This is a genomic window from Faecalibacterium sp. I4-1-79 (assembly GCF_023347235.1).
In the GTDB taxonomy this organism is placed as follows: Bacteria; Bacillota; Clostridia; order Oscillospirales; family Ruminococcaceae; genus Faecalibacterium; species Faecalibacterium tardum.
Genome location: NZ_CP094467.1, coordinates 2285992 through 2309705, shown reverse-complemented (window position 1 = coordinate 2309705; position 23714 = coordinate 2285992). Strand labels below are relative to the sequence as shown.

Here is a 23714-nt window from a genome sequence, read left to right as displayed (position 1 = left end):
CCCGGGCACACTCCCCCTGTGTCCGGGGCTTTATAAGAAGAAAGGAGCACCCCCATGAAACGATATGACCGACGGACTTTCCTGAAGCTCTCCGGCGCATCGGCGGTGATGCTAGCGCTGGCAGCCTGTGACGATAGCTGCTCCTCCGGCTCCACAAGTTCCGGCTCTGCCACAGAAACGCCTCCCTCGCCGCCGATCCCTGTGATCCGGGACGGGCAGAAGATCCTGACCATTTTCAACGCAGAGCTGGCCCGGCGAAAGGTGGAGAACATCAAGTTCGAGTACAGCAAGGGTCTGGAGCACGCCATTCAGGCAGATGTGCAGATGTTTGTGGATAACGACAGCCCGGAGTTCCCGTCGGACGAAGGGCTCAGGCTGCGGATGGAGGGCGACTATGCCGCAAAGATGTGGGAAGGTCTGCACGAGGCGGGTTATAGCTCCGGCTCCACGGCTATCTTCGGTATGCTCAATCAGTACCGGGTAGGCGTGGATTTCGACTACGAAGGAAAGCAACGTTACAGTATGGATCGTCTCTACCCCGCCACCGAGGCCCAGTTCCAGCAATTGGTGGATGAACTGATCAAGGACTACGGCGGTGTTCCGGGGCTTTATGAGGACGACCCGGTGGTGAATAAGGTAGGCATCACTGTGGTGGATATCAACGACAAGACCTATTGGGCCGCCTACATCATCGACAAGTGGCAAGGCATAGGAGACGGCTGAGCCATACCATAGAAAAGGAGCCTACTATGAAATACCAACGCTTTGCGGCCCTTGTGCTGGCTGCGGCCCTGCTGCTGGCGGGGTGCGGCGGCACCCAGAGCAGCCCCAACACCGCTGCCGACCAAAGCTCCGACAGCAGCCGAAGCACCCCCGGCGCGGTGGCGCAGGCCGCCCAGACAGACCGCATCACCGACCAGTACACGCTGGAAAAGAACGTTTCGGGCGTGTGGGGGGAGGAAGCGGTGCAGTGCATTTCCGTCCATGTGCCAAAGCTGGAATGCGACAGCCCGGATGCCGCCTACATCAACGAGGAGCTGAACGCCATCTATGCGGCGGATTTCCGGGAGTTCGAGGCCTACGAGGAGGCCGGGCAGCCGGGCGGCGATGCCCCGCTGATCGGTGTGGGCTGGGATGACTGGTGGTACGGCGACTGCGTCAGCCTGGTGGTGCGCAGCCGCTATAGCGGCACCGCCCCGTGGCGTTACAGCGGCTGGTGCTTCGATTTTGCCAGCGGCCGGCAGCTCACCGTGGCCGAGATGCTGCAGCGGATGGGGCTGGACCCGGACGAAGTGCAGGCGCAGGTGCAGCGGCAGGCCATGCAGGCCTTTGACCGGGAGATGGCGCAGGGCGCGTATTACGAGGGCCTGCGCCTTGGCGGAGAGCTCTCGCAAATGCGAATGGATACGCTGGAATACAATGAACTGGAAAACCTGTGTCTGCTTTTGCCACAGCAGGATCAACTGGTGCTCCGGGGAAAGTACAGCTGCGAAGAAGGCTGGCAGCAGCTGGATATGGAGCTCTCGCTGCCCCCCGCTGACACCTCGGTGCTGACCGACACCTACGACGGTGTGCAGGTGCAGCTGAAGGGAACGCAGGCCACCATCACCCTGAGCCCCGCGCCAAAGACCGACCAATGGGGCGACATTGGCATCCGGGTGGAACAGGAGCACAGCTACCCCATCCTTGGCGCTTATAATGAGTATGTGGACGTGTGCATCGGGGAGCAGGAGGACGGATTCTTCCGCCCGGTGGTCTATCTGCTGACCAAAGACGGCGTGGTGGAGTATGTGGACGTGCTGCGCTGCCTCATGTTCGGCAACGCCATGATCTGTCAGGATCCCATCTACTTTGCCAACAACGGCGTGGCGCTGGAACTCTGCGGCAGCGAGGTGAACCTGCGCCGGAAGGACGGCTCTGTGCTGGAACTGGCTCCCCTGTCGGCAGAGTGGAGCGCGCAGGAGATCCCCTATTCCGTCATCGGCTCCTACAACTACACCGCCGAAACCGGCTGGAACTGGCTGGATCTGACCAGCGACGGCAGCGTTCAGCTGGGCGTGCAGGACAACAGCCGCATCTATCGGGGCGACGCCGCATATCTGGGCGTGGTGCCCGAGGGCGTGGTGCTGGGCATCGCTGCCGATGAGGAGCTCGAATTTGTGGCGGCGTTCAAGAACGACCTGTACAACGAGAACCTGACCATGACCATGATCGCCGGGCAAAACCCCTTTGCCAAGGGCGAGACCCAGCTGCAGATGACCCGCAGCTACGGCTGAGAACACAGGAGAACGACCATGAAACACAAACGCCTTGCCGCTGCTGTGCTGGCGGCGGCTCTCTGGCTGACCGGCTGCGGCGGCGCGGCGTCTCCCGCTGCCCCCGCAGGCTCCGGCGCAGCTTCCAAAAGCGCCGCAGACACGGCGGTGCAGACGGCGCAAAAAGACCGCATCACCGAGCAGTTCACGCTGGAAAAGACCATCCAGCTGTACGAGTGGGGCAGCGCACAGAAGCTGACCATCCATGTGCCGCAGCTGGTGTGCGACGGCCCGGACGCTGCCTACATCAACGATGAGCTTGCCGCCATGTATGCGGCAGACTTCCGGCAGTACGAGGACAGCCCGGAGATCGAGCCGCAGCAGGACGAGTGGAGCCCGGAGATTTATATCAACTGGGACGCCTACTGGTACGGCGACTGCGTAAGCCTTGTGGTGTTCCGCTACGACGGCGGCTCCGACCCGGGGTATTCCCGGGGCTGGTGCTTCGATTTTGCCACCGGAAAGCAGGTCTCCGTGGCTGAAATGCTGCAGCGCATGGGGCTGGGCCCGGATGCCGTGCAGCAGCAGATGCTGCGGCAGGCTATGCAGACCTTTGACCGGCACATGGCGCAGGGCGGCTACTACGAGGGCCTGCGCAGCGGTGGCAATCTGGCAAGCATGCGGATGAACACGCTGGAAAACAACCAGCTGGAGGACCTGTGCCTGCTGCTGCCGGAACAAAACCGGCTGGTGCTCCGGGGCGGGTGCAGCTCCCCCGCCGGGTCGGGCTGGCGGCAGCTGGATGTGGAGATCCCGCTGCAGGCTGCTGACCCGCAGCCGCAGACGGTGCTGACCGATACCTACGGCAGCGCTTCGGTGCAGCTGGAAGGAACACAGGGCACTATCACCCTCCGCCGCACGCCGGAGACCGCCGCATGGGATACGGATTACGGCATCCGGCTGGAACAGGACCACACCTACCCCATCCTTGGCATCTACAATGAGTATGTGGATGTGTGCATCGGAGAACTGGGCGCGTCCTTCCACCCGGTGGTCTATCTGCTGACCAAGGACGGCGTGGTGGAATATGTGGATGTGCTGCACTGCCTTATGTTCGGCAGCGCTTTGGTCTGTCAGGACCCTATCTATATTGCAAATCAGGGCGTGGCGCTGGAACGCAGCGGCAGCGAGGTGAACCTGCGCCGGGAGGATGGCTCTGTGCTGGAGCTGGCTCCCCTGACGGCAGAATGGAACGCGCAGGAGCTCCCCTCGGAGGCTGTCGGTGCCTTCAACGATATGTCGGACGACCAGTTTGACTGGATGGACGTGGAAAGCAGCGGCTCCGTCCAGATGGGCGTGCAGGACAACAGCGTTTTCTATCAGGGCTACGCCGACTATCTGGGCGTGGTGCCGGAGGGCATGGTGCTGGGCGTCTGGACCAACGAGACGGCAGACGGGGCACCCGGCATCACCTTTGTGGCGGCGGTGAAGTACGACCTGTACAACGAGACCCTGACCTTGACCATGCTCGACGGGCAGAACCCCTTTGCCGAAGGAAAGACCCAGCTGCAACTGACCCGCTGCCCGGATAACTGACCACGGCGGGAGCCGCTGAGAACACAGGAGAACCACCATGAAACACAAAGCATTCCGCTGGATACCGGCAGTTTTGCTGGCGGCGCTGCTGGCAGGCTGTGGGGCAAAGACTGCAGCCTCTGCCCGCCCGGCTGGCAGCCGGGAACTGAAATCGACCCCGCCGGATTCCATGCACGCCACCGCGGCGATCACCGAGCAGTACACCCTTGAAAAGGTGGTGCAGGCGGAAAACGGCGGCAAGGTCCGGCTGAACATCCATCTGCCCCGGCTGGAGTGCGACAGCGCCGATGCCGCCCGCATCAACGCCGAGATCGCCCGGCTCTACGAATACGATGTGCAGGAGTATGCCGACTGCCCGGCGGCAGCCGACCCGGAATCGTGGGACATCTGCATTGAGATGAATTGGAATGCCAGCTGGTACGGCGACTGCGTCAGCCTTGTGGTCAGCAGTGATTACGGAGGTACCGATGCACCCTTCCATCAGGGCTGGTGCTTCGATTTTGACAGCGGAAAACAGCTCACCGCCACCCAACTGCTGCAGCGCATGGGGGCAGACCCCGCTGCGCTGGAAGAAGCGCTGTACCGCGACATAAAGCGCCGGGATGAGCTGGACCGGCAGACCACCTGTGAGCGGGGGCTGCTGCCCCACGGCAGTCTGAAAGAGGGAAACACCGCATGGTGGGCTACACTGGATGAGCTGCCGCTTTCGTTTGACGAAACAGGAAACGTTATCTTTTTCGTCCGCCGGTTCAGCGCCTCCCGGGAGGAGTATGTGAACGATGCCCCAACCATCCCGCTGGACGCGCAGCCGCTGCCGCAGGACTGGGAGCAGCAGGTGCTGGCCGAGTGGATGGCAGTCACGGCGGTGACGCAGGGTGAAAGCTATGCCCCCGCCGACCGCAACGAAAGCTTTACCCTGCGGCTGGAAAAGGCCGAGATCACCGGCACGGTGACCGTCTCCTTCATCCGGGAAACATACGTCAGCCCGCAGATTCAGTCCGCTGCCGAGACCCGCACCGGAGAGCTGAATGCCGGCGCTGTGACCGGCTGGGACGGGGAAAAAAGTCAGGGCTGGAACCTGACATGCCTCAGCGAGGACAGCAGAAGCTGCTGGATTATCTCCATGATGGAGGACGGCTCGCTGCTGATGCGCTCCACTGGCCCCCAAAAGGGCAGTGAGGTCTGGTACGTTTTTCAACGCACCGAGGCATGGGACGACATCGGCTACACCGCCATCCCCCGCAGGCTGTGGGGCACTTACCGCGCCGGAGACGAGGCCGCAAAGGGCATCCGCTGGATGACCTTCCTGCCGGACGGCAGCTGCTGCATGAGCGTGGAATGGGTCGGGTGGAACGGCACCCTGACCGGCACCGCCGAGGGAACACAGGGCCGCACCGAGGACGGCACCGAGCTGCACTTCACGCTGACCGACACGGACGGCAGACCGTGCGAGTTCTGGGCCATTTTGCTGAACGATGACGGCAGCCCCAGCGGCTGCAGCCTGAAATACCGCGCCGGAGAAGTGCTGTTTGACCGGGACACGCGTCCCGTTTACTGGAAAAACGACTCCCCGGATCTAACCCTTGTACCGTGACCGAAACCGAACGCAATGCGATGACAAAGCGTTGTCGCTTACAACAAACAAATAACAGGAGGAAATTACTATGGGTCTTATCAAAGCAGGTATGGGCGCACTGGGCGGAACTCTTGCAGACCAGTGGAAGGAATTTTTCTACTGCGATTCTCTGGACAAAGATGTGCTGATGGTCAAGGGCCAGAAGCGCACCTCCCGCCGCAGCTCCAACAACGGCGAGGACAACATCATCACCAACGGCAGCGGCATCGCCGTGGCAGACGGACAGTGCATGCTCATTGTGGAGCAGGGCCGGGTGGTGGAGGTGTGCGCCGAACCGGGCGAATTCACCTTTGACGCATCCACCGAGCCCAGCGTGTTCACCGGCAACTTCGGCGACAGTCTGGCAGCAACCTTCCAGACCGTAGCCAAGCGCTTTACCTACGGCGGCGACACCGGCAAGGATCAGCGCGTGTACTACATCAACACCAAGGAGCTGGGCGAGATCCTGTACGGCACCGCCACCCCCATTCCGTTCCGTGTGGTGGTCAGCGAGGAGCGGGGCTACAAGCTCTCGGTGAACCTGCGGTGCAACGGCAGCTTCACCTGCCGTATCTGCGACCCGCTGCTGTTCTACACCAACGTGTGCAGCAACGTCTCCACCCAGTATGACGCATCCGAGATCGCACCCCGGCTGAAGAGTGAACTGCTGAACGCTTTGCAGCCTGCGCTGGCTACTCTTTCTGCCAACAAGGTGCAGTATTACGAGATCCCCGCCCACACGCTGGAAATCTCCGAGGCGCTCAACGAGCAGCTGTCCAATGTCTGGCGCAAAAAGCGCGGTATTGAAGTGTTCTCCTTCAACATCAACTCCCTGTCTATCCCGGAGGAGCAGCAGAAGAAGATCACCGAATGGGAAGAAAACGCCATGACCACCGACCCCACCACCGCCGCAGCTCGTCTGGTGGGCGGCCAGATCGACGCCATGAAGACCGCCGCCGGCAACACCGCCGGTGCCATGACCGGCTTTATGGGCATGGGCATGGCAGCCGGTGCAGGCGGTATGGGCGGCATGAGCGCCCAGAACCTGTTCGCTATGGGCCAGCAGGCCCGTCCGGACAGCGTGGACGCGCCCCAGCAGGTCAGCCGCCCCGCACCCGCCCCGGCAGACAGCTGGAAGTGCAGCTGCGGTGCTACCGTTACCGGCAAATTCTGCCCGGAGTGCGGCAGCAAAAAGCCGGAGCCGAAGCCCGCTGCGGACAGCTGGACCTGCAGCTGTGGTGCTACCGTTACGGGCAAGTTCTGTCCGGAGTGCGGCAAGCCCCGCCCGGCGGCAGCAGAAGGCTGGACTTGCAGCTGCGGCGCGGTGAACAAAGGCAAGTTCTGCTCCGAGTGCAGCAAACCCAAGCCCGCCGGTACGCCCAAATATAAGTGCGACAAATGCGGCTGGGAGCCGGCAGACCCCGCTCACCCGCCCAAGTTCTGCCCGGAGTGCGGCGACCCCTTTGACGACAGCGACCAGACCTGATCTGACAAATACAGAGCAATGAAAGGAGCATACCATGATGGGATTCTTTTCCAACCTGTTCGCAAAACAGAACTGTGCCGTCTGCGGTAAGGAGTGCGGCACCCTGCACCGCTCCAAGCTGCGGGACGGACAGTTCCTCTGCGACGACTGCGGCAACAAGTGCTCCAAATATGTCCGGCTCAGTGAGCTGACGTTGGACGAGGCCAAGGAGCACATGGAGTACATGGCTCGGATGAAGCGGGTGTTCGACGAGGTGTTCGACAAGACCGAGTTCCGGGTCAACGCATACCCCTCCACCCCGACGCAAATGGGGCTGGTGTTCTGCGATGAGCTTGGAATGCTGTACATCGACGATCGCACCGGCGGACGGGGCAAGATGCCGGAGCTGATCCGCTACGACCAGATCGCCAGCTATGAGGAGTATCTGGACGAGACCCCCGCCAAGGAGCCGGGCCAGGAACCCACCCTCAACGGCGGCGGCCTGAAGCTGAAGCTGGTGCAGCCCCGCGGCATTACCGAGGCAGAGACCAGACGGGGTCTGCAGCCCCACCCCTACATCAAGCAGGAGCTGGTCATCTGCTTCAGCAAGCGGGACCGGCGGGAGATCGGCTATGCCCACATCGCACGGCAGCATCTGGATCACATCTTCGGAGTCCACGACAACGAGACGAGCCTGTTCGGCCGCCGGATGTCCAAGGCCGAGGAACGGGAGCTGAAGGGCCAGATGGGCATGATCGGTGCCATGGGTGCCGTGGCATCCGCCGCCATGAAGGGCGGGCAGCTCTCTGAGCAGGAAAAGGCCCGCTTTGTGGAGAACATCAATCTGGCAAACGACGCCCAGACCGGCGGCATGGCATTGTACAGCCGCCGTGCTGACGAAGCCTTTGCAAAAGTGCAGTGACCCCAAAAGGAGGAACGGATATGAGAAAGATCCAGCGCAGAGATTTCCTCAAGGCCATGGGCCTTGCCACCGCCGCCCTCGGGCTGACCGCCTGCGGCGGCTCCGGTGCCGCCAGTGCATCCAGCGTTTCCAGCACCCCGGCTTCCAGCAGCAGTGCCCCGTCCGCTTCGGCACAGCCGGAATTAGCAGAGGACAAAGCCGCCCCTGCAGGGACCCCTGTGACCCAGTTCCAGACCGGGGAGCTGACCATCGGCGAATACACCTTCAAGGCGCAGTACATCCCCTTTGACGTCCGCCGCGAGGTAGGCGGTGCCTATCATGTGATCCACGCGGATACCTACCGGGGCAATTACTTCTTCAGTTTCTACAACGAGGACGATGAAGAGCAGTCTGCTAAAATCTTCGAGTATGCCATCAAGGACGACCGGCTGACCCCGGTGGCAGAGTACAACATTGACGGAAGCAACGCCCTCAGCATCGACCGCAATGGCATCCTGTACGCCATGGATCCCTTTGATGTCTACTGCTACGATCTGAACAGCAGCGACCCGGAAGAGCCCGGCGACGCACTGGACTACTCGGGCAGCTGCTATTCCTCCAAGGATCGGGATCTGACCGTAATCTACTGGACCGACTCCGCACCGGTGCTGGTGCAGGACGGCGAGTACACCGAGCTGACGCTGGAGGGCGACAACGAGATCGGCCCCTTCTGCAGCATGCCCTCCCTGAACCTCAGCGGAGACGAGCTGCTGACGGTGGGTGAGCCGGACTCCAGCGGAGACTACTACTTTGCCGCCTTTGATCTGGACGGCAATGAGCTGGCCCGCAGCTCGCAGCCGGTGGGCAGCTTTGACGCCGTGATGATGAAGCGCCCCAACGGCTATCTGCTGGACACGGGCTATATGTGGGAGCTGTACGCGCCGGACGGCACTTTTTTGGAAAAGTCCCTTCCCGTGGGTGAGCGCGAGACCCTGTGCCAGCTGTGCGGCGACTTCTGCACCTTTGATGTTTTCCTGCCGCTGGAAGAAAACGCTTTCCTGGCAGTGGGCCACCACGGCAAAGCTACCGAGCCGGACGAGCCGGTGGTGTTCCGCATCACTACGGATTTCTGAGCCGACCGCTTTGGCAGGAAAACTGACGCAAAAACAGCGGGGCCGGGGAAGAGCCCCCGGCCCCCTTTGAAACAACAGGAGGAAACGCTATGGCAGGAATGCTGGAATACAAGTGCCCCTGCTGCGATGGCGCCATTCAGTTTGACAGCGCCACCCAGAAGATGAAATGCCCCTACTGCGACACCGAGTTCGACGTGGATACCCTCAAGGGCTATGACGAGGAACTGAAGGACGAAAAGCCCAGCGAGATGGAGTGGGCGACCCCCGGCGGCGGCTGGGCAGAAGGGGAGACCGCCGGTCTGCATACTTACAGCTGCAAGAGCTGCGGCGGCGAGATCGTGGGCGACGACACCATGGCCGCTTCGGCCTGCCCCTTCTGCGGCAACCCCATCGTGCTCACCGGACAGTTTGCCGGGGCCCTGCGGCCCGACCTTATCATCCCCTTCAAGCTGGACAAAAAGGCCGCCAAGGCAAAGCTGCAGGAGCACCTCAAGGGCAAGACTCTGCTGCCCCGGGTGTTCCGCAGCCAGAACCACATCGACGAGATCAAGGGCGTGTATGTGCCTTTCTGGCTCTTTGACAGCGACGCCGACGCTCAGCTGCGGTTCACCGCCACCCGGACCCGATGCTGGTCGGACAGCAAATACGACTATACCGAGACCAACTACTACTCCGTCCGGCGGGACGGCACACTGGGTTTTGACGCAGTGCCGGTGGACGGCTCCTCCAAGATCGAGGACGACCTGATGGAATCCATCGAGCCCTTTGCCATGCAGGACGCCATCCCGTTCCAGACCGCCTATCTGGCGGGCTATGTGGCGGACAAATACGATGTGAGCGCCGAGGACAGCATCGAGCGGGCCAACAAGCGCATCCGCCGCTCCACTGAGGAGACGTTCCAGCAGACCGTTACCGGCTACGATTCGGTCAAGGTGGATAACAGCAGCATCCAGCTGCACGGCGGCAAGGCAAAGTACGCGCTGTTCCCGGTCTGGCTGCTGAGCACCAGCTGGCGGGGCGAAAACTATCTGTTTGCCATGAACGGTCAGACCGGCAAATTCGTGGGTGACCTGCCCGTGGACAAGGGCGCTGCCCGCAAGTGGATGCTGGGCCTTACGGCTGCCCTTTCCGCCGCGTCCTACGGCGTGATGTGGCTGCTGTGGCTGGCACGGATCCTGTAAAGGAGGGACGAACGATGAAAAAGACTTCCAACCGACTGCACGCCCTCTTTGCGGCGCTGGCAGCACTGATTCTTGCGGCGGCGCTGGCTGTTCCGGCCTTTGCGGTAGAGGGCGGCTTTGCCGACCTGTACTACCGCATATTCGACGACGCTGAGGTGCTGACCGAGGACGAGGACAACGAGCTGGAGGACGCACTGGAAGAACTGAGCCTGCGCCAGAGCTTCGATGTGACCATTGCCACCATCGAGTCGATGGAAAGCGTTGGTGCCGACAGCATGGAGCAGTTTGCCGATGATCTGTATGACTACTGCCAGTACGGCTACGGCCCCGATATGGACGGCGTGCTGCTGCTGGTGAGCGTGGGCGACCGCAAGTGGCACATCTCCACCTGCGGCTACGGCATCACCGCCTTTACGGATGCCGGCATCCAGTACCTTGGCCAGCAGATGACCCCCTTCATGGCCGATGGAGATTACGCCGGTGCCTTCCGCACCTTTGTCCAGTGGTCGGATACCTACATCGACGCTGCCCGGGCGGGCCACCCCTATGACGTGAATAACCTGCCCCGGGAGCCGCTGTCTCTCATGTACCTGTTCCTTGCGCTGGGCATCGGCCTTGTGCTGGCATGGGTCGTCGTCCATGTGATGAAAAGCCAGCTGCGCAGCGTGGCGTTCCAGGAGAATGCCGCCAGCTATGTGCGGGAGGGCAGCATGAATCTGACCAACAGCCGGGAGCTGTTCCTGTACCGTGACGTGCACCGCACCGAGCGGCCGAAGGAGTCCAGCTCCAGCGATTCCGGCGGCAGCTCCACCCACACCTCTTCCAGCGGCACCACCCACGGCGGTGGAGGCGGCTCGTTCTGAAAGGAGTATGTTTATGAACCCTTATCTTTCGGAAAAAGCCCGCGGCGAGATTCCCCGTGTCCTCAAATGGCTGCGGAACGCGGGGCTTGCCTTCTGCGTGTTCTGCTCTGTTGGCGGGCTGTATACCCTCTGTCTGGACCTGCAGGCTAAGGACACCTCCCACGTTGTCGGGTATGTGTTCTGGATCGTGGTGGGCGCAGTGCCCCTTGTTCTGTTCGCACGCAACGAAAAACGCCGCTACCATGCAAGAACCATCGCCCGCAGGGTGGAGAGCTACTCCGGGCCGGAGGTGCCCCTGCGGTGGCTGTGCAACAGCGTTGGCATGGACACAAAGGACCTTGCATGGTATTTTGAAAACGGTTATTTTGTAAACCTCAGTCTGGATCTGAACCAGAAGATCGTCCGCAGGCGGACCGTGCCCCGCCATGACCCGAACCGGAGCTGAACCCTCACAGCTGAAACAGAAAGGAGTATTTTCATGGGACTTTTTGATAAGATGAAGCAGGCCGCCGCAAATGTTTCCGGCAACCAGACCGTCACCTTTACCTTTCAGGCTCTGCCGGAAAGCCTTGCCCAGATGCAGGCACTGCCGGAGGCCAGTCTGGACACCCCCTTTAAGACCGCAGCCCTCACCGTCTGCGCACTGTGCGCCTACGGTGCCGATAAAAACATCGGGCTGGAGATGCTCAACTGGCTGCGCGGCCCCCGCCCCATGAACGGGCAGGAGATTTCCTTCCTGAACGACCGCTTCCGGGACGGCAAAAGCTATATCCCGTTCTCCTACTTTGTGGGTGCGTCGCCGGAAAACGGCTATACCCCCCGCCAGCCCTTCACCCTGCTGGTGGGCAGCAACCACACCTCCAACACCGAGGAGGGCTACTGCAAGCTGTTCATCCCCTGCGGCGGCGCCGACAGCCCCCGCCCCATCAAGCTGCGCCGCAAGGGCGATGGGCAGTGGTTCTTGTGGGAGCAGTACCTGATGACCGGCATCCGCATCCCGGCGTCTGCCGACCCGTGGGCATAAAACAAAGGGGCTGACATGAAAGCCATGAAAACTTTTGCAGCACTGCTTGCACTGGCTTTCAGTCTGGCAGGGTGCGGTGCGGTGGACGGCGACCCCGTCCGCCCCGCCCCCGGCAGCGCCGGGCAGGGCAGCAGCACAGCGGCTTCCGGTGCCGATTCCGCTGAGCCGGAGCAGCTTGCCGCGCTGCGGCAGCTGGCCGGGGAAAACGGAGACCTTGCCGGGGTGCTCTATCTGGGCAGCGTCCCGGAGCGCACCACCGATGTGCATGCCGTGCTGGACAGCTTACCGGAACAGCCGTGGCAGTTTGTTGCGGACATCCCGGCAGACCGCTGGGTCACAGCGCCGGGCGGCGGGCGCGAGCTGTACTGCATCTTTGCCGTGCGCAAGGAGGATACGCTTTTTGTCTATGAAAAGCAGGAACCCGCGTATCCTGCGCAGCTGGGGAAAGAACTTTACGGCAGGCAGGGCGGCCAGCCCATTCTGCTGCTGTGCAACGGCAGCAGGGAGGACACCGACACCATGGTAACGGTCTATTGCAGCACCGGACGCCCGCTGGACTGGAACCCGCAGCTTTCCGCCGAGACCGGCCGCCCTGTGCCGGTGGAGGGCGTAGACGATTTTTCCCAACACCCAACGCCCGGCGCTGCCCCCTGAGGTGCGCCCCGGCAGGGCATGAGAAAGGAGAACCTATGAAAAAGATCAAACTTTTGGCAGCCCTGCTGGCGCTGACCATCGGCCTTGCAGGCTGCGGCGGGTCGTCCAAGGGCGGCAACCCGGCCAGTTCTGCATCCAAAAATAAGCTGGACGGTGACGGCATGACCGCACCCAGCACCCAAGAGCAGGAATACGAAGAGCCGGAGGACGTGGCCTATATGCGCCTTCTGGCAGGGGAGGACGAATACCGCGCCTGTGTGCTGTATCTGGGCGGCTCCTACGAGGTGACCACCGATGTGCAGAAGGTGCTGGACAGCCAGCCGGACTTACGCCAGCTGTGGGGCTTCGTCTATGACATCCCGCAGGATCACTGGGTCGTGGCACCGGATGGCGGGTGCGATTTGTACTGCATCTTCCCGCAGGACCCGGATGCCACTCTGTTCGTCTACGAGACGAGCCTGACAGACGATGCCGAAAACCCGCTCCAGCGCGGCAAACAGCTTTATTACAGTGAGGACGGCCAGCCCATCCTGCTGCTGTGCAACATCAGCGATATCGCCCCCAACACCGAGGTGGAGCTGTACCCCAGCACCGGCGAAGAGCTGGTATTCAGCCCCTTCCTTTCCGGCGAGAATGGCCATGTGGTGGAAGCCGAGGGCGTGTGCGATTTTACCATCTACCCGGAGGGAGACGACTGGGAGACCACTACCAGCCCTTGGTCGTTGGAAGGCAACTGGCTGGAGACCGGCCGCGACACCGACGAGGGCTATTTTGACACCGACCCCGCAGACGCCGACCGGATGTGCTTTTTGCCCACCGATGCTGACACCGAGGGCAGCCAGCTGCCCCTGACCGCCAGCTACATCACCCCCTACCCGGAGCTGAACGTGGAGGAAGCCGACCTGTTCTATCAGGAGGGCACCCCGGAGGTACCCTTCCGCTCCAATCAGGAGTGGTACGCCACCTTTACCGGGGAGGACGGCTCCCGCTACGCCGTCACGCTGGAGGACGAGGACACCCTTGCCCTGAAGGTCTATCTGGACGGTCAGGAGAGCTACCTGAGCCTTGTCAACACGGTCTACTTTGCACGGCAGGAGGCCATGGGCTGACCGGCGCGCACACTAACACCGGGAGGAATGCACCATGAAACAAACCAAAACGATCACCATCCTCCACTCCAATGATCTGCACGGAGACTTTCTGGCAGAGCAGGTGGACGAAAAACTGGTGGGCGGCGTTTCCATGCTGTCCGGCTACATCGAAAAGGTGCGGGCAGAACAGCCCAACACCATCTACGTCATTGCAGGTGATATGTTCCGGGGCTCGGTCATTGATTCCGAATACAAGGGGCTTTCCACCATCGAGATCATGAACGCCCTTGCCCCGGACGTAGTCACCATCGGCAACCACGAGGTGGATTACGGCATCGCGCATCTGCTGTTCATCGAGAAATGCGCGCGCTTTCCCATCATCAACGCAAACCTCTACATCAAAAACACCCCCACCCGGCTGTTCACCCCCTACAAGATCCTGCGGATGGACGGCATGAACATCCTGTTCATCGGCATCATCACGCAGGACGTGATCAACCAGACCAAGTCCGAATCTCTGGTAGGGTCCTTTGTGGACACCGCCGCCGCTGCCGCCGAGGTGGGCAAGATCTGCAACGCCCACAACAGCATCGATATTGATTTTACCGTGCTGCTGACCCACATCGGCTTTGAGGAGGACCGCCATCTGGCGCGCCAGCTGGACCCGGCGTGGGGAGTGGATCTGATCATCGGCGGGCACAGCCACACCCTGCCGGAGCACGCGGTGGAGGAAAACGGCGTGGTCATTGCGCAGGCGGGCACCGGCACCGACCAGATCGGGCGCTTTGACATCATCGTGGACACGGACAACAACTGCATCGATTCCTACACGTGGCGCACCGTGCCCATCTGCGCCGAGACCTGCCCCCGCAACCCCGCCATGGAGCAGGTGCTGCACCGCTTTACCAGTCAGGTGGACGAAAAGTACAGCCACATCGTAGGGCGCTTCCGCCGGGAGCTTACCCACCCCCAGCGCACGCAGGAGACCGAGCTTGGCAACCTGTTTGCCGATATCTTTACCCGCAGCCTTGGGGTGGATGTGATGCTGATCGGCTCCGGCAGCATCCGGGCCGAAAAGCTGGGCCCCATCGTTACCTACGGCGACCTTATCGAGGGTTTCCCCTACGATGACGGCGTATTCATGTTCAAGGTGACCGGCCAGCAGCTGCGCCAGATGCTCCATTACATGCTGCGGGAGGAAGCCTACACCGGCCATACGGAGTTCTACCAGCTGCCCTCCACCCTGCGCCTGCGGTACGACCGCCGCAAGGGCGATTTTGATTACTTTACCTACTGCGGCAGGGAGGTGGGCAAGGAGATCGGCGATGACGCCCTGTTCACCGTGGGCTTGCAGAACTACCACTTTAAAAACATCGAAAGCTTTTTCAACATCTCCTACGACACCCTTTGCAAGCTCCAGAAGCCCCGCAGCGTGGCAACCTCCTGTCAGGATATCCTGATGGAGTATTTCCGGGAGCACGAGATGCTGGACGCGGTGGTGGACGGACGAATGACCATCCTGCCCTCTACCGCGCAGACCGGCTGAACCCCTTTACCGCACAGCAATAACAACACGAAAAACGAAAGGAGCACCCCATGAAACAGCGATTCTCAAAACGAACGCGTCTTGTCAGCGCCTTGTTGACGCTGGCCATGGTATTCACCTTCCTGCCCTTCAGCGCCTTTGCGGCAAACACGGCGAGCACAGGAATTGCTTTTGATTCGCTGGATTTTGCACTTAAGTTCCCGGATGCGGTATTTCGGAGCTTTCTCATAGATTATTGTGACACAAACAACGATGGCAAGCTCGATGTGGATATCAAGAGTATGACGATTCCAGCCAGTTATGCAATCAAAAGGCTTAAGGGAATCGAGTTCTTTGAAGATCTCGAAAAGCTGGATTGCCACGGTATTGGCTTGACAGAACTTAATGTTGGCAAAAATTTCAAACTGGAGGAGCTGGATTGTTCCGATAATCAACTGAAAGAGTCTTATCCTATTCTTTCAAGCGGACTGAAAAAACTGAATTGCTCCAATAATAAACTGACCTACATGAATCTGGGCAGTCTCTATGGGCTGAATCTTGAAGAGGTGAATTGCTCCAATAACGAAATAAGGAATATCGTAATGGATAGCGTGGGGGAACTGGTCAAATTTGATTGTTCCAACAACGACCTGATGACGTTGGATGTCAGCCAATGCTTCAAGCTGAAAGAACTGAATTGCTCTGGAAATCAATTGATGGAGTTGGATGTCAGTAGCCAGACGCAGCTGAAACAGCTGGATTGTAGCAAAAATAAATTGACGGAACTGAACGTGAAACAGAATGGCGGCTTGACATCTTTGATATGCAATGATAATCAGCTGAAAACGCTGGACCTGAGCCAAAATCTCAGTTTGAGTCATCTGAATTGTGCAAAGAATCGGTTGGCTTGTTTGGACGTTACTGGAATCAGCGGCACGATAATAGCTGATGGCAACAGGTGTCCCATTGCTGTCCGTACAGACGGAACGTTTGACCTGAACACCCTGCCCGGCTTTGACGTGAGCAAAGCCACCGACTGGAACGGCGGCTCTGTTTTCGACAAAACTCTAAGAGTGAATGCGGGCGCAGACGAGGTGAGCTACCAATACAATTGCGGCGATGGAGTAAACCGCACATTCATCTTTGAAACCAGTCTGCCCATCAATGAGAAAAATTTCCCCGACGCTAACTTTAGAAAGTACATCAAGGGCAACATAGCAGGTGGCAGAGATGTCCTCACGGTGGAAGAACGAAGCAAAGTCAAAATAATCAATATCAATAAAAAGGATATCAGTGACTTAAAAGGCATTGAGGCGTTCCCTAACCTGACCGAATTGGATTGCGGAAACAATTCTATCCAGAAATTAGACCTGAGACAGAATCCAATGCTGATAACGTTGAAATGCAATAAGAATCAACTGACCCAGCTGGACCTGAGCAAGAACCCGGATATCGACTATCTGAATTGTTCCGAGAACCAGTTGGAACAGCTGAATGTATCGCATCTGAAAGATTTGGTGACTCTCGATTGCTCGCACAACGATCTGGAGCAACTGGATGTCAGAAATAGTAAATTTCTGAGAGCACTTTACTGTTCCTGGAATCGGTTGACAGAGCTGGACGCAGATGTGTCCCATAAGTTCCAGCTGGAAAAGGTAGAATGCCAAAACAACCAGCTGACATCGCTGATTCTGGGCCAGAATAAACTGCTGAATAAACTGAATTGTGCCCATAACCAGTTGACCCAGCTGAATTTGAACAATATGATTTCCTTAAAGGATCTGAACTGTTTCAACAACCAGCTGACCGTGCTGGATGTCAGCGATAGTCCAAAATTGACTACATTGTGGCTTGGGGATAACCATCTCACCAGCCTGAATCTGGACAACAACCCGAAGCTCGATTTCTCTCTTACGGATATTTACAGCGGTGATAATGTTTACACCGTTACCCTGAACCCTGACCGTACGTTTGACCTGAGCACTCTGCCCGGGAACTTTGATAAAAGCCGGGTTACAGGATGGGAGCATGGCAAAGCCAATGGGAACATTCTGACAGTCGATGAAGGCACAAACGTAGTGTACTACGCTTATAAGTGCAGAAGCGATATATTGGAAGTAAGTTTCAAGCTGGATGTGACTGGCACCGGCGGCACCGTTCCCCCGGTAACGCCTCCGGAACCCCCGGTGACGCCTTCGGAACCCCCGGTGACGCCTCCCTCCGGCGGCGGTGACGGCGGCGGTGCGGTCGTCATCGTGGCGGCAGTAGGCGCAGTGGCGGCTGGCGTTGTGGGCTACGGCGTGTACAACTATGTTTCCGGCCAGAAGCTGCAAGCCCTGCTGCCGGAAGGCGTGGCTGCACCCGAGAACCGCGCCCAGACCGCGCTGCTGCTGTGGAACACCGCAGGCCGTCCCGAGCCTGCCGACGCCCCGGCCTTTGCAGACGTGGCAGACCCGGATACCGCCAAGGCAGCCCAGTGGTGCGTGGAGCAGGGCCTGATGAAGCGCCGCCTGAACGGCAAATTTGCCCCGGGCAGCAGCATCCCGGCCTATCAGGTGCTGAACGCCTACCGCAGGCTGGCAGGAGGCTGACAACCGAAGAATCATTCTGCCCCCTGCCGGGCAATGACCACTTTTTAAAAAAGGGTACCCTTTTTTCGGGAGAAGCTGACGCTTCTCCCGAATGGGGCCCTGAAAAAAATTTTACCACAGAAAGGAGCACCCCATGAAACAACGATTCTCAAAACGAACGCGCCTTGTCAGTGCCCTTTTGACGCTGGCTATGGTATTCACCTTCCTGCCCTTCAGCGCCTTTGCGGACGATGAAGTCGATTTCTGGGTTCCCCTGCACAGCGAAAACTTTCCGGACAAAACGTTCCTGGAATATATCAGAACGACGTTTGACAAAGGAGGATCGGAGGATGGAGAACCGAATGGAATTCTGGAGCCAGGCGAATGGAGAGCTGTCACTACGATCGATGTCCGCAACAAAAATATTACCAGCCTGTGGGGCATTACGTGTTTTCGCAACTTGAAGAAGCTGAATTGCTCCAATAACCAGCTGACATCTTTGAACCTAAGCTACAACACCAAGCTAACGCCAGAAAACTTCGAGTGCTCTGGAAACAAGTACCCCATTACCATTGATGAGACCGAACGTACGTTTGACTTGAGTACCCTCCCTGCTGGATTTGACGTAAATAAGGCCAGTGGATGGGTTGGCGGCACTGTGGAGGGCAACACCCTGAAGGTGAACCCGGGTGCAGACCGGGTAACTTACACCTACGATTGCGGCAATGGACTGACCAGCGTATTCAGTCTGCAGGTGCTGACCATTACCAGAATCAAGCAGGTGAATCTCCGTGTAAACACCCCCAAAAATGGCAAAATGCCGGACGAGACCGTTGTTATTCTGGACAACGGAGCAGACGTCTGTGACGCCAAGATCTACTGGGTCGAGGGCGACGGCGTAGGCGGCAAGCCGATCACCGGCTCCTTCAGGCCGGGCAAACGGTACACCCTTCAGGTGGGTCTGTACGCAAAACCCAGATATAAGTTTAGCGAGGAAACCGTCTGTACAGTGAACGGACGGGAAACAGAGTTCAGCTGGACCCAGAACGATGATACGGAATATTGCGCAATAAAGCATTATTCGGTGTCGCTGAATCCGGGCGGATTTGAGCACGACCACACGATGGAAATGACCCACGACGAGCACAGTCACTGGATGGAGTGTCCCATCTGCCATACGGTGCAGGACACCGAAGCCCATGTCTACGATAACGACAAGGATACCACCTGCAACATCTGCGGCTATGTCCGCAGTCTGACCCCGGGCGGCTCTACCCCGGGCGGCACCACCCCCGGCGGCTCTACCGGCGGCGGTGACGGCGGCGGTGCGGTCGTCATCGTGGCAGCGGCAGGCGCAGTGGCGGCTGGCGTTGTAGGCTATGGCGTGTACAATTATGTTTCCGGCCGCAAGCTGCAAGCCCTGCTGCCGGAAGGCGTGGCTGCACCCGAAAACCGCGCCCAGACCGCGCTGTTGCTGTGGAACACCGCAGGCCGTCCCGAGCCTGCCGAGGCCCCGGCTTTTGCAGACGTGGCAGACCCGGATACCGCCAAGGCAGCCCAGTGGTGCGTGGAGCAGGGGCTGATGAAGCGCCGCCTGAACGGCAAATTTGCCCCGGGAAGCAGCATCCCGGCCTATCAGGTGCTGAACGCCTACCGCAAGCTGGCAGGATAAAACCTCTCAGTCTCGCTTCGCCCGGCAGCTCCCCTGACCGGAGAGCCAGGAAAGCGGGCGTGTTCCGGCCAATGACATCAAAACGCAGCCGATGCCCTGACTTTCCCATCAGGAGAGGGGGCGCGGCATAAAAAATAAGCATCCGCAGCGCACTGCGCCTGAGCTGAAGCAGCCCGGCCATGCGCTGCGGATGCTTTTGTTGTGCGGCGGGGCACGCCGCCAAAAACAAAAAATCCGAACCCTTCTCTTTCGAGAAAAGGTTTGGATCTTCCTTGTCTGGTGCGAGTAGTGATACAGAATTTTTTAAAAACAATCGTAGTACGATGGCATCGACGGCCATGGCTCATATGCTGCGTAAGGATAAATACATAGTCTGAATTTTCTACAGGATGAAAATCTTGACTTTTTGGTGTACCATCTAGTACCATTATCGATGGATATGCATCTTTGATGTTCTTTCTTAGTTGCTCGTGTCCTCCAACAGTAATAATCTTGTACTTGGCAATCTCCTCTTGTTTGCCACTTTCTACTGCCTGAACATCAGATTCATCTGCGCCAATATTTTGTTCAAAGAAAAAGTTTCGCAGCCGTTCGAGTTCGGGTTTCATTTGTTCATAATCCCTAATTTGCTCGTTAAGAATCCTTAGTTGTTCTTCATAACGTGTTTCCGCTTTCTTTACTGCACTTAAATCATTTTTCTGATATGCCGTGATTTTTGCTTTTAATGTGTCATTCTTTGCTCGTTCCGCATCCAATTGATGTTTTAGTTCTTCAACTTCATTACGCAGATGATCAACCTGCTTCTGTTTACCACGGACTGCCACCAAAAGACCATTGCCTTTTTGACCAAAGATACTCACAAAAATTTTCCGCCTTGAAATTACCCGAATGGCGTTGAATGAACACAAATAGATTGTGTATAACAAAAATTGCGACAGGCATCTCGTTTTCTTCCCATTTACGAGAAAAAGGCCACCTTCCGGTGACCTTTTTCAATAGTCTGAAGTACAGGCAATGGCTGTACTTCTTTTTGGTATTCTTATGAGAAGATTCAGGTTTCGCCACTGCGGTTAAAACTGCGCCGGTTGTTGGGAAACCAAATGGCAGGGGTAAACACAGCCAGCCCCACCGCTGTGGTATCCCCGGGGTTGGAAACGACGTGAGGCAGGTTGGACTGCACCACAGTGGTGTCTCCGGCGTTCAGGCGGATGGTCTCGGACTCCACCAGTACATCCAGCTGCCCCTGTTCCAGCAGCAGGATTTCCTCACTGGGATGGATCACCGGCAGGTCGCCGTCCTTGCAGTGGGGTTCCAGCTCAAAGCGTATGACCAACGACTGAGGTACAAAATTTCCGTTGGGCATAGGCGTAAGCAGGTGATACCGTATATTGGAATTGGGCTGGGAGAGGATCATCATATCCGCCTGACGGGTTGTCAGGCCAGTGCTGTGCTCACCTCCCATAAACAGATAGGTGGGGATGTCCAGAGCGGCGCTGAGTTTGCGCAGGGTGGACAGGGACGGGTCGGTGAGATTGCGCTCGATTTGGGAGATATACCCGATGGACAAACCAGTCTTTTCGGCCAGTTCTTTGAGGGTGATTCCCCGTTTTTTCCGAATATTTCGAACGTGTTCGCCCAGCATAAGACCTCCCGCTTTTTCGTAAAAAGTTTATTTACAGTATATCACAAAATGCCCTGTACGTAAATAAGTGAGAAAATATTCGATATTTATAAAAGTTTTACAAAGAAAATCAGATAATTTCGTGCTTATCCTATAAAATACTCTGAAAAATGTGAAAAAAATAGAAAAGCTCTTGACAAAAATTTTAGAAATAGTAAAATTTCTATAAAAATTCATAAAAAATTTATAAAAATTATTATGCAGGAGGAACCCTATGAAAATCACAGATGTAAAGGTAGAAACCATCCGTATCCCCATGAAAAAGCCCTTCCGCATTGCTTTTGCGGTACAGGATCATTCGCTGAATGTGCTGGTGAAGATCTCCACCGACGAAGGTCTGTGGGGCATCGGTGAGGCCGCGCCCTTTGAACCGGTGACCGGCGAGAGCGCAGCCACCGTTCTGGAAGCGCTGAAACTGTTCCGCACCGGATTGATCGGCATGGATCCGCTGGATATTGAGGGCATCCACAGGATGATGGACCGCCTGCTGTCAGGCAACACCTCGGCAAAGGCCGCGGTGGATATTGCCCTGTACGATATCAAGGGCAAACTGATGGGTCAGCCTCTGTACAAGGTGCTGGGTGGCAGCGTGAACCAGATCGTCACTGACATGACGGTGGGCATTGACACACCGGAAGCTATGGCCGCCGAAGCCCGGGAACGGGTGGAAAAGGATGGCTTCACCATTCTGAAAATCAAGGCCGGCATCAACCCGATCGAGGATATCCAGGCATTGACCCTGATCCGTCAGGCGGTGGGCCCCAACATCCGCCTGCGTGTGGACGCCAATCAGGGTTACACTGTCAGCGATGCGGTGCGCACCCTGAAAGCCTTTGAAAAGCTGGGCGTGGAAGCGGTGGAACAGTGCCTGCCTAGCTGGGATCTGGACGGTATGCGCTTTGTGCGTTCCAAGGTGGACTTGCAGGTCATGCTGGATGAGTCGGTCCACACCCCCATCGATGCAGCAAAGGCCTGCAAGATCGATGCTGCAGATATTATCAACATCAAACTGATGAAGTGCGGCGGCCTGTACCCGGCGGAAAAGATCAACGCCATTGCCGAGGCAAACCATGTGCAGTGCATGGTGGGCTGCATGCTGGAGACCAAGGTGGCCATTGCTGCCGGTGTGAGTCTGGTTGCCGCCAAGCAGAACATCACCGAGGCGGACTGCGACAGCTTTATGTACGCCGTGGACCCCGAGATGGGTATGCCCGGAGGTTTTGCCGTGAATGGCGGCGTCTACACCCTGTCCGACAAACCGGGCCTTGGCATCGATATTGATTTTTAAGCGGGATCCCGCAGAGAGGTGTATTATGCCGAATACGATTTTTTCCTCCGAAGGCGCGCTCCTGTTCATCATGGTCGCCATGGTCGCACTGGGATTCTGGCTGCAGCGGTTCAAGGCGTTCAAAACGCTGGGTCCGGCCCTGACGGTTATCATCATGGGTATCGTGCTGTCCAACCTGCGGATCGTGCCTACCTCCAGTGCTACCTATGATGCCGTCAGCAGCTACTGTGTGCCGTTGTCCATTTCCATCTGCCTGCTGAGCCTGGACCTGAAACAGATGCGCAAATTATCCAAGGAACCGGTCATTGCGTTGGTCTCGGCCATATTCAGCGTCTGCGTGGCAGCTTTGGTGTTCGGCGTACTATTCGCCGACAAAATCAACGAGGGCTGGAAGGTGGCCGGTATGTTCGTGGGCACCTACACCGGCGGCAGTTCCAACCTGACCGCCATCGCTGTAGGCCTGGATGCCAGCAAGACCACCATCGCCTCGGCCAATGCCGCCGACTATGTGGTGGGCATCCCCACGCTGATCCTGATGTTTGCTACCCCCGCCCTGTACAAGAGTTCCAAATGGCTGAAAAAGCTGTGGCCCTATGAAATGAGCGAGCCGGAACTGCTGGGGGATGGCAACCACGAGGAACTGATGACTTCCAAGGAATGGTCCATCCAGGAAATCGCCTGGTTGCTGGCCATCGGCTTTGGAACCGTGTGGGCTGCCACCAGCATCTCCTCGATGGTATTCGGAGCAGGGTTCCGCAGTGCAGGCCGCATCCTGCTCATCACCACCTTCTCCATCATCCTGGCACAGGTGCCAGCCGTCCGCAAGCTGCGCGGCAACTTTGACCTGGGCCTTTTCGTAGCGTTGCTGTTCCTGGTGACCATCGGCTTTGCGGTGGACCTGAAGCAGTTCTTCGGATCCACCTTCTACATCACCCTGTTCTGCTTCTGTGTCATCGTCTGTTCCATTTTGCTGCACCTGCTCATCACCCGGCTGCTGAAAGTCCGTTTTGAGTATGTGCTGCTGTCCATCGTAGGCTGTATCTCAGATGGCCCCACCGCCGCCCTCATCGCCTCCAGCGCCCAGTGGAAGACCCTTATCAACATCGGCTTGCTCATGGGCGTACTGGCCGGTGCCCTGGGCAACTATGTGGGCATCGGTGTAGCCTATGCCATCCGTGCTTTCATCGGCGCCTGAACGGA

Annotated in this window: 20 protein-coding genes; 18 read left to right on the top strand and 2 right to left on the bottom strand. The window is 58.2% G+C overall.

What is annotated here, in order from left to right; all coding sequences use genetic code 11:
• Window positions 1–54: 54 nt before the first annotated feature.
• The 16 genes from MTP36_RS11420 (at window position 55) to MTP36_RS11345 (ending at window position 19545) form a co-directional block, all read left to right on the top strand.
• A complete protein-coding gene (locus MTP36_RS11420; protein WP_249250659.1) occupies window positions 55–723 on the top strand; it encodes a twin-arginine translocation signal domain-containing protein in 669 nt (222 codons plus the stop codon).
• A 26-nt stretch (window positions 724–749) separates the two neighbouring features.
• Window positions 750–2276 carry an acid-shock protein gene (locus tag MTP36_RS11415; RefSeq protein WP_249250645.1) on the top strand — a complete coding sequence of 509 codons (1527 nt, stop codon included), beginning with the start codon at window positions 750–752 and terminating at the stop codon, window positions 2274–2276.
• Window positions 2277–2294: 18 nt separating this feature from the next.
• Window positions 2295–3851 carry an acid-shock protein gene (locus MTP36_RS11410; RefSeq protein WP_249250638.1) on the top strand — a complete coding sequence of 519 codons (1557 nt, stop codon included), beginning with the start codon at window positions 2295–2297 and terminating at the stop codon, window positions 3849–3851.
• A gap of 37 nt (window positions 3852–3888) precedes the next feature.
• Window positions 3889–5445 (top strand): hypothetical protein, encoded by a 1557-nt coding sequence (locus MTP36_RS11405; protein WP_249250629.1) that lies wholly within the window; start codon window positions 3889–3891, stop codon window positions 5443–5445.
• Between the two features lie 70 nt (window positions 5446–5515).
• Window positions 5516–6952: an SPFH domain-containing protein gene (locus MTP36_RS11400; protein ID WP_249250613.1), complete on the top strand. Its 1437-nt coding sequence runs from the start codon at window positions 5516–5518 to the stop codon at window positions 6950–6952.
• A gap of 34 nt (window positions 6953–6986) precedes the next feature.
• The gene (locus MTP36_RS11395; RefSeq protein WP_249250598.1) at window positions 6987–7853 is read left to right on the top strand and encodes a DUF4428 domain-containing protein; all 867 of its coding nucleotides are present in this window, start codon (window positions 6987–6989) and stop codon (window positions 7851–7853) included.
• A gap of 20 nt (window positions 7854–7873) precedes the next feature.
• Window positions 7874–8965, top strand: a complete 1092-nt coding sequence (locus tag MTP36_RS11390) for a twin-arginine translocation signal domain-containing protein (RefSeq protein WP_249250596.1) — start codon at window positions 7874–7876, stop codon at window positions 8963–8965.
• Window positions 8966–9054: 89 nt separating this feature from the next.
• A complete protein-coding gene (locus tag MTP36_RS11385) occupies window positions 9055–10146 on the top strand; it encodes a hypothetical protein (protein WP_249250595.1) in 1092 nt (363 codons plus the stop codon).
• Window positions 10147–10160: 14 nt separating this feature from the next.
• Window positions 10161–11009, top strand: a complete 849-nt coding sequence (locus tag MTP36_RS11380) for a TPM domain-containing protein (protein WP_249250593.1) — start codon at window positions 10161–10163, stop codon at window positions 11007–11009.
• Between the two features lie 13 nt (window positions 11010–11022).
• Complete coding sequence (locus MTP36_RS11375) at window positions 11023–11454, top strand: hypothetical protein (RefSeq protein WP_242965737.1); 432 nt, start codon at window positions 11023–11025, stop codon at window positions 11452–11454.
• A gap of 33 nt (window positions 11455–11487) precedes the next feature.
• Window positions 11488–12033 (top strand): DUF6935 domain-containing protein, encoded by a 546-nt coding sequence (locus MTP36_RS11370; protein ID WP_015537005.1) that lies wholly within the window; start codon window positions 11488–11490, stop codon window positions 12031–12033.
• 24 nt (window positions 12034–12057) lie between these two features.
• Entirely contained in the window at window positions 12058–12687 is a 630-nt protein-coding gene (locus tag MTP36_RS11365; RefSeq protein ID WP_249250591.1) for a gamma-glutamyltranspeptidase, read from the top strand.
• Between the two features lie 35 nt (window positions 12688–12722).
• Window positions 12723–13796: a hypothetical protein gene (locus MTP36_RS11360; protein WP_249250588.1), complete on the top strand. Its 1074-nt coding sequence runs from the start codon at window positions 12723–12725 to the stop codon at window positions 13794–13796.
• 34 nt (window positions 13797–13830) lie between these two features.
• The gene (locus MTP36_RS11355) at window positions 13831–15324 is read left to right on the top strand and encodes a bifunctional metallophosphatase/5'-nucleotidase (protein ID WP_249250576.1); all 1494 of its coding nucleotides are present in this window, start codon (window positions 13831–13833) and stop codon (window positions 15322–15324) included.
• 50 nt (window positions 15325–15374) lie between these two features.
• The gene (locus MTP36_RS11350; protein WP_249250557.1) at window positions 15375–17894 is read left to right on the top strand and encodes a leucine-rich repeat domain-containing protein; all 2520 of its coding nucleotides are present in this window, start codon (window positions 15375–15377) and stop codon (window positions 17892–17894) included.
• Between the two features lie 133 nt (window positions 17895–18027).
• Window positions 18028–19545: a hypothetical protein gene (locus MTP36_RS11345; protein ID WP_249250556.1), complete on the top strand. Its 1518-nt coding sequence runs from the start codon at window positions 18028–18030 to the stop codon at window positions 19543–19545.
• A gap of 77 nt (window positions 19546–19622) precedes the next feature.
• On the opposite strand, the gene MTP36_RS11340 is transcribed toward MTP36_RS11345, so the two are convergent.
• A complete protein-coding gene (locus tag MTP36_RS11340; protein WP_249250555.1) occupies window positions 19623–20405 on the bottom strand; it encodes a hypothetical protein in 783 nt (260 codons plus the stop codon).
• Between the two features lie 191 nt (window positions 20406–20596).
• On the bottom strand, window positions 20597–21187 hold the full coding sequence (locus MTP36_RS11335) for a helix-turn-helix domain-containing protein (RefSeq protein ID WP_249250537.1): 591 nt from the start codon (window positions 21185–21187) through the stop codon (window positions 20597–20599).
• A gap of 253 nt (window positions 21188–21440) precedes the next feature.
• Between MTP36_RS11335 and MTP36_RS11330 the strand changes: the two genes are divergently transcribed.
• Both MTP36_RS11330 and MTP36_RS11325 read left to right on the top strand, forming a co-directional pair.
• Window positions 21441–22514 (top strand): mandelate racemase/muconate lactonizing enzyme family protein, encoded by a 1074-nt coding sequence (locus MTP36_RS11330; RefSeq protein ID WP_097779859.1) that lies wholly within the window; start codon window positions 21441–21443, stop codon window positions 22512–22514.
• A gap of 25 nt (window positions 22515–22539) precedes the next feature.
• The gene (locus tag MTP36_RS11325; protein WP_097779860.1) at window positions 22540–23709 is read left to right on the top strand and encodes a DUF819 family protein; all 1170 of its coding nucleotides are present in this window, start codon (window positions 22540–22542) and stop codon (window positions 23707–23709) included.
• Window positions 23710–23714: the final 5 nt, after the last annotated feature.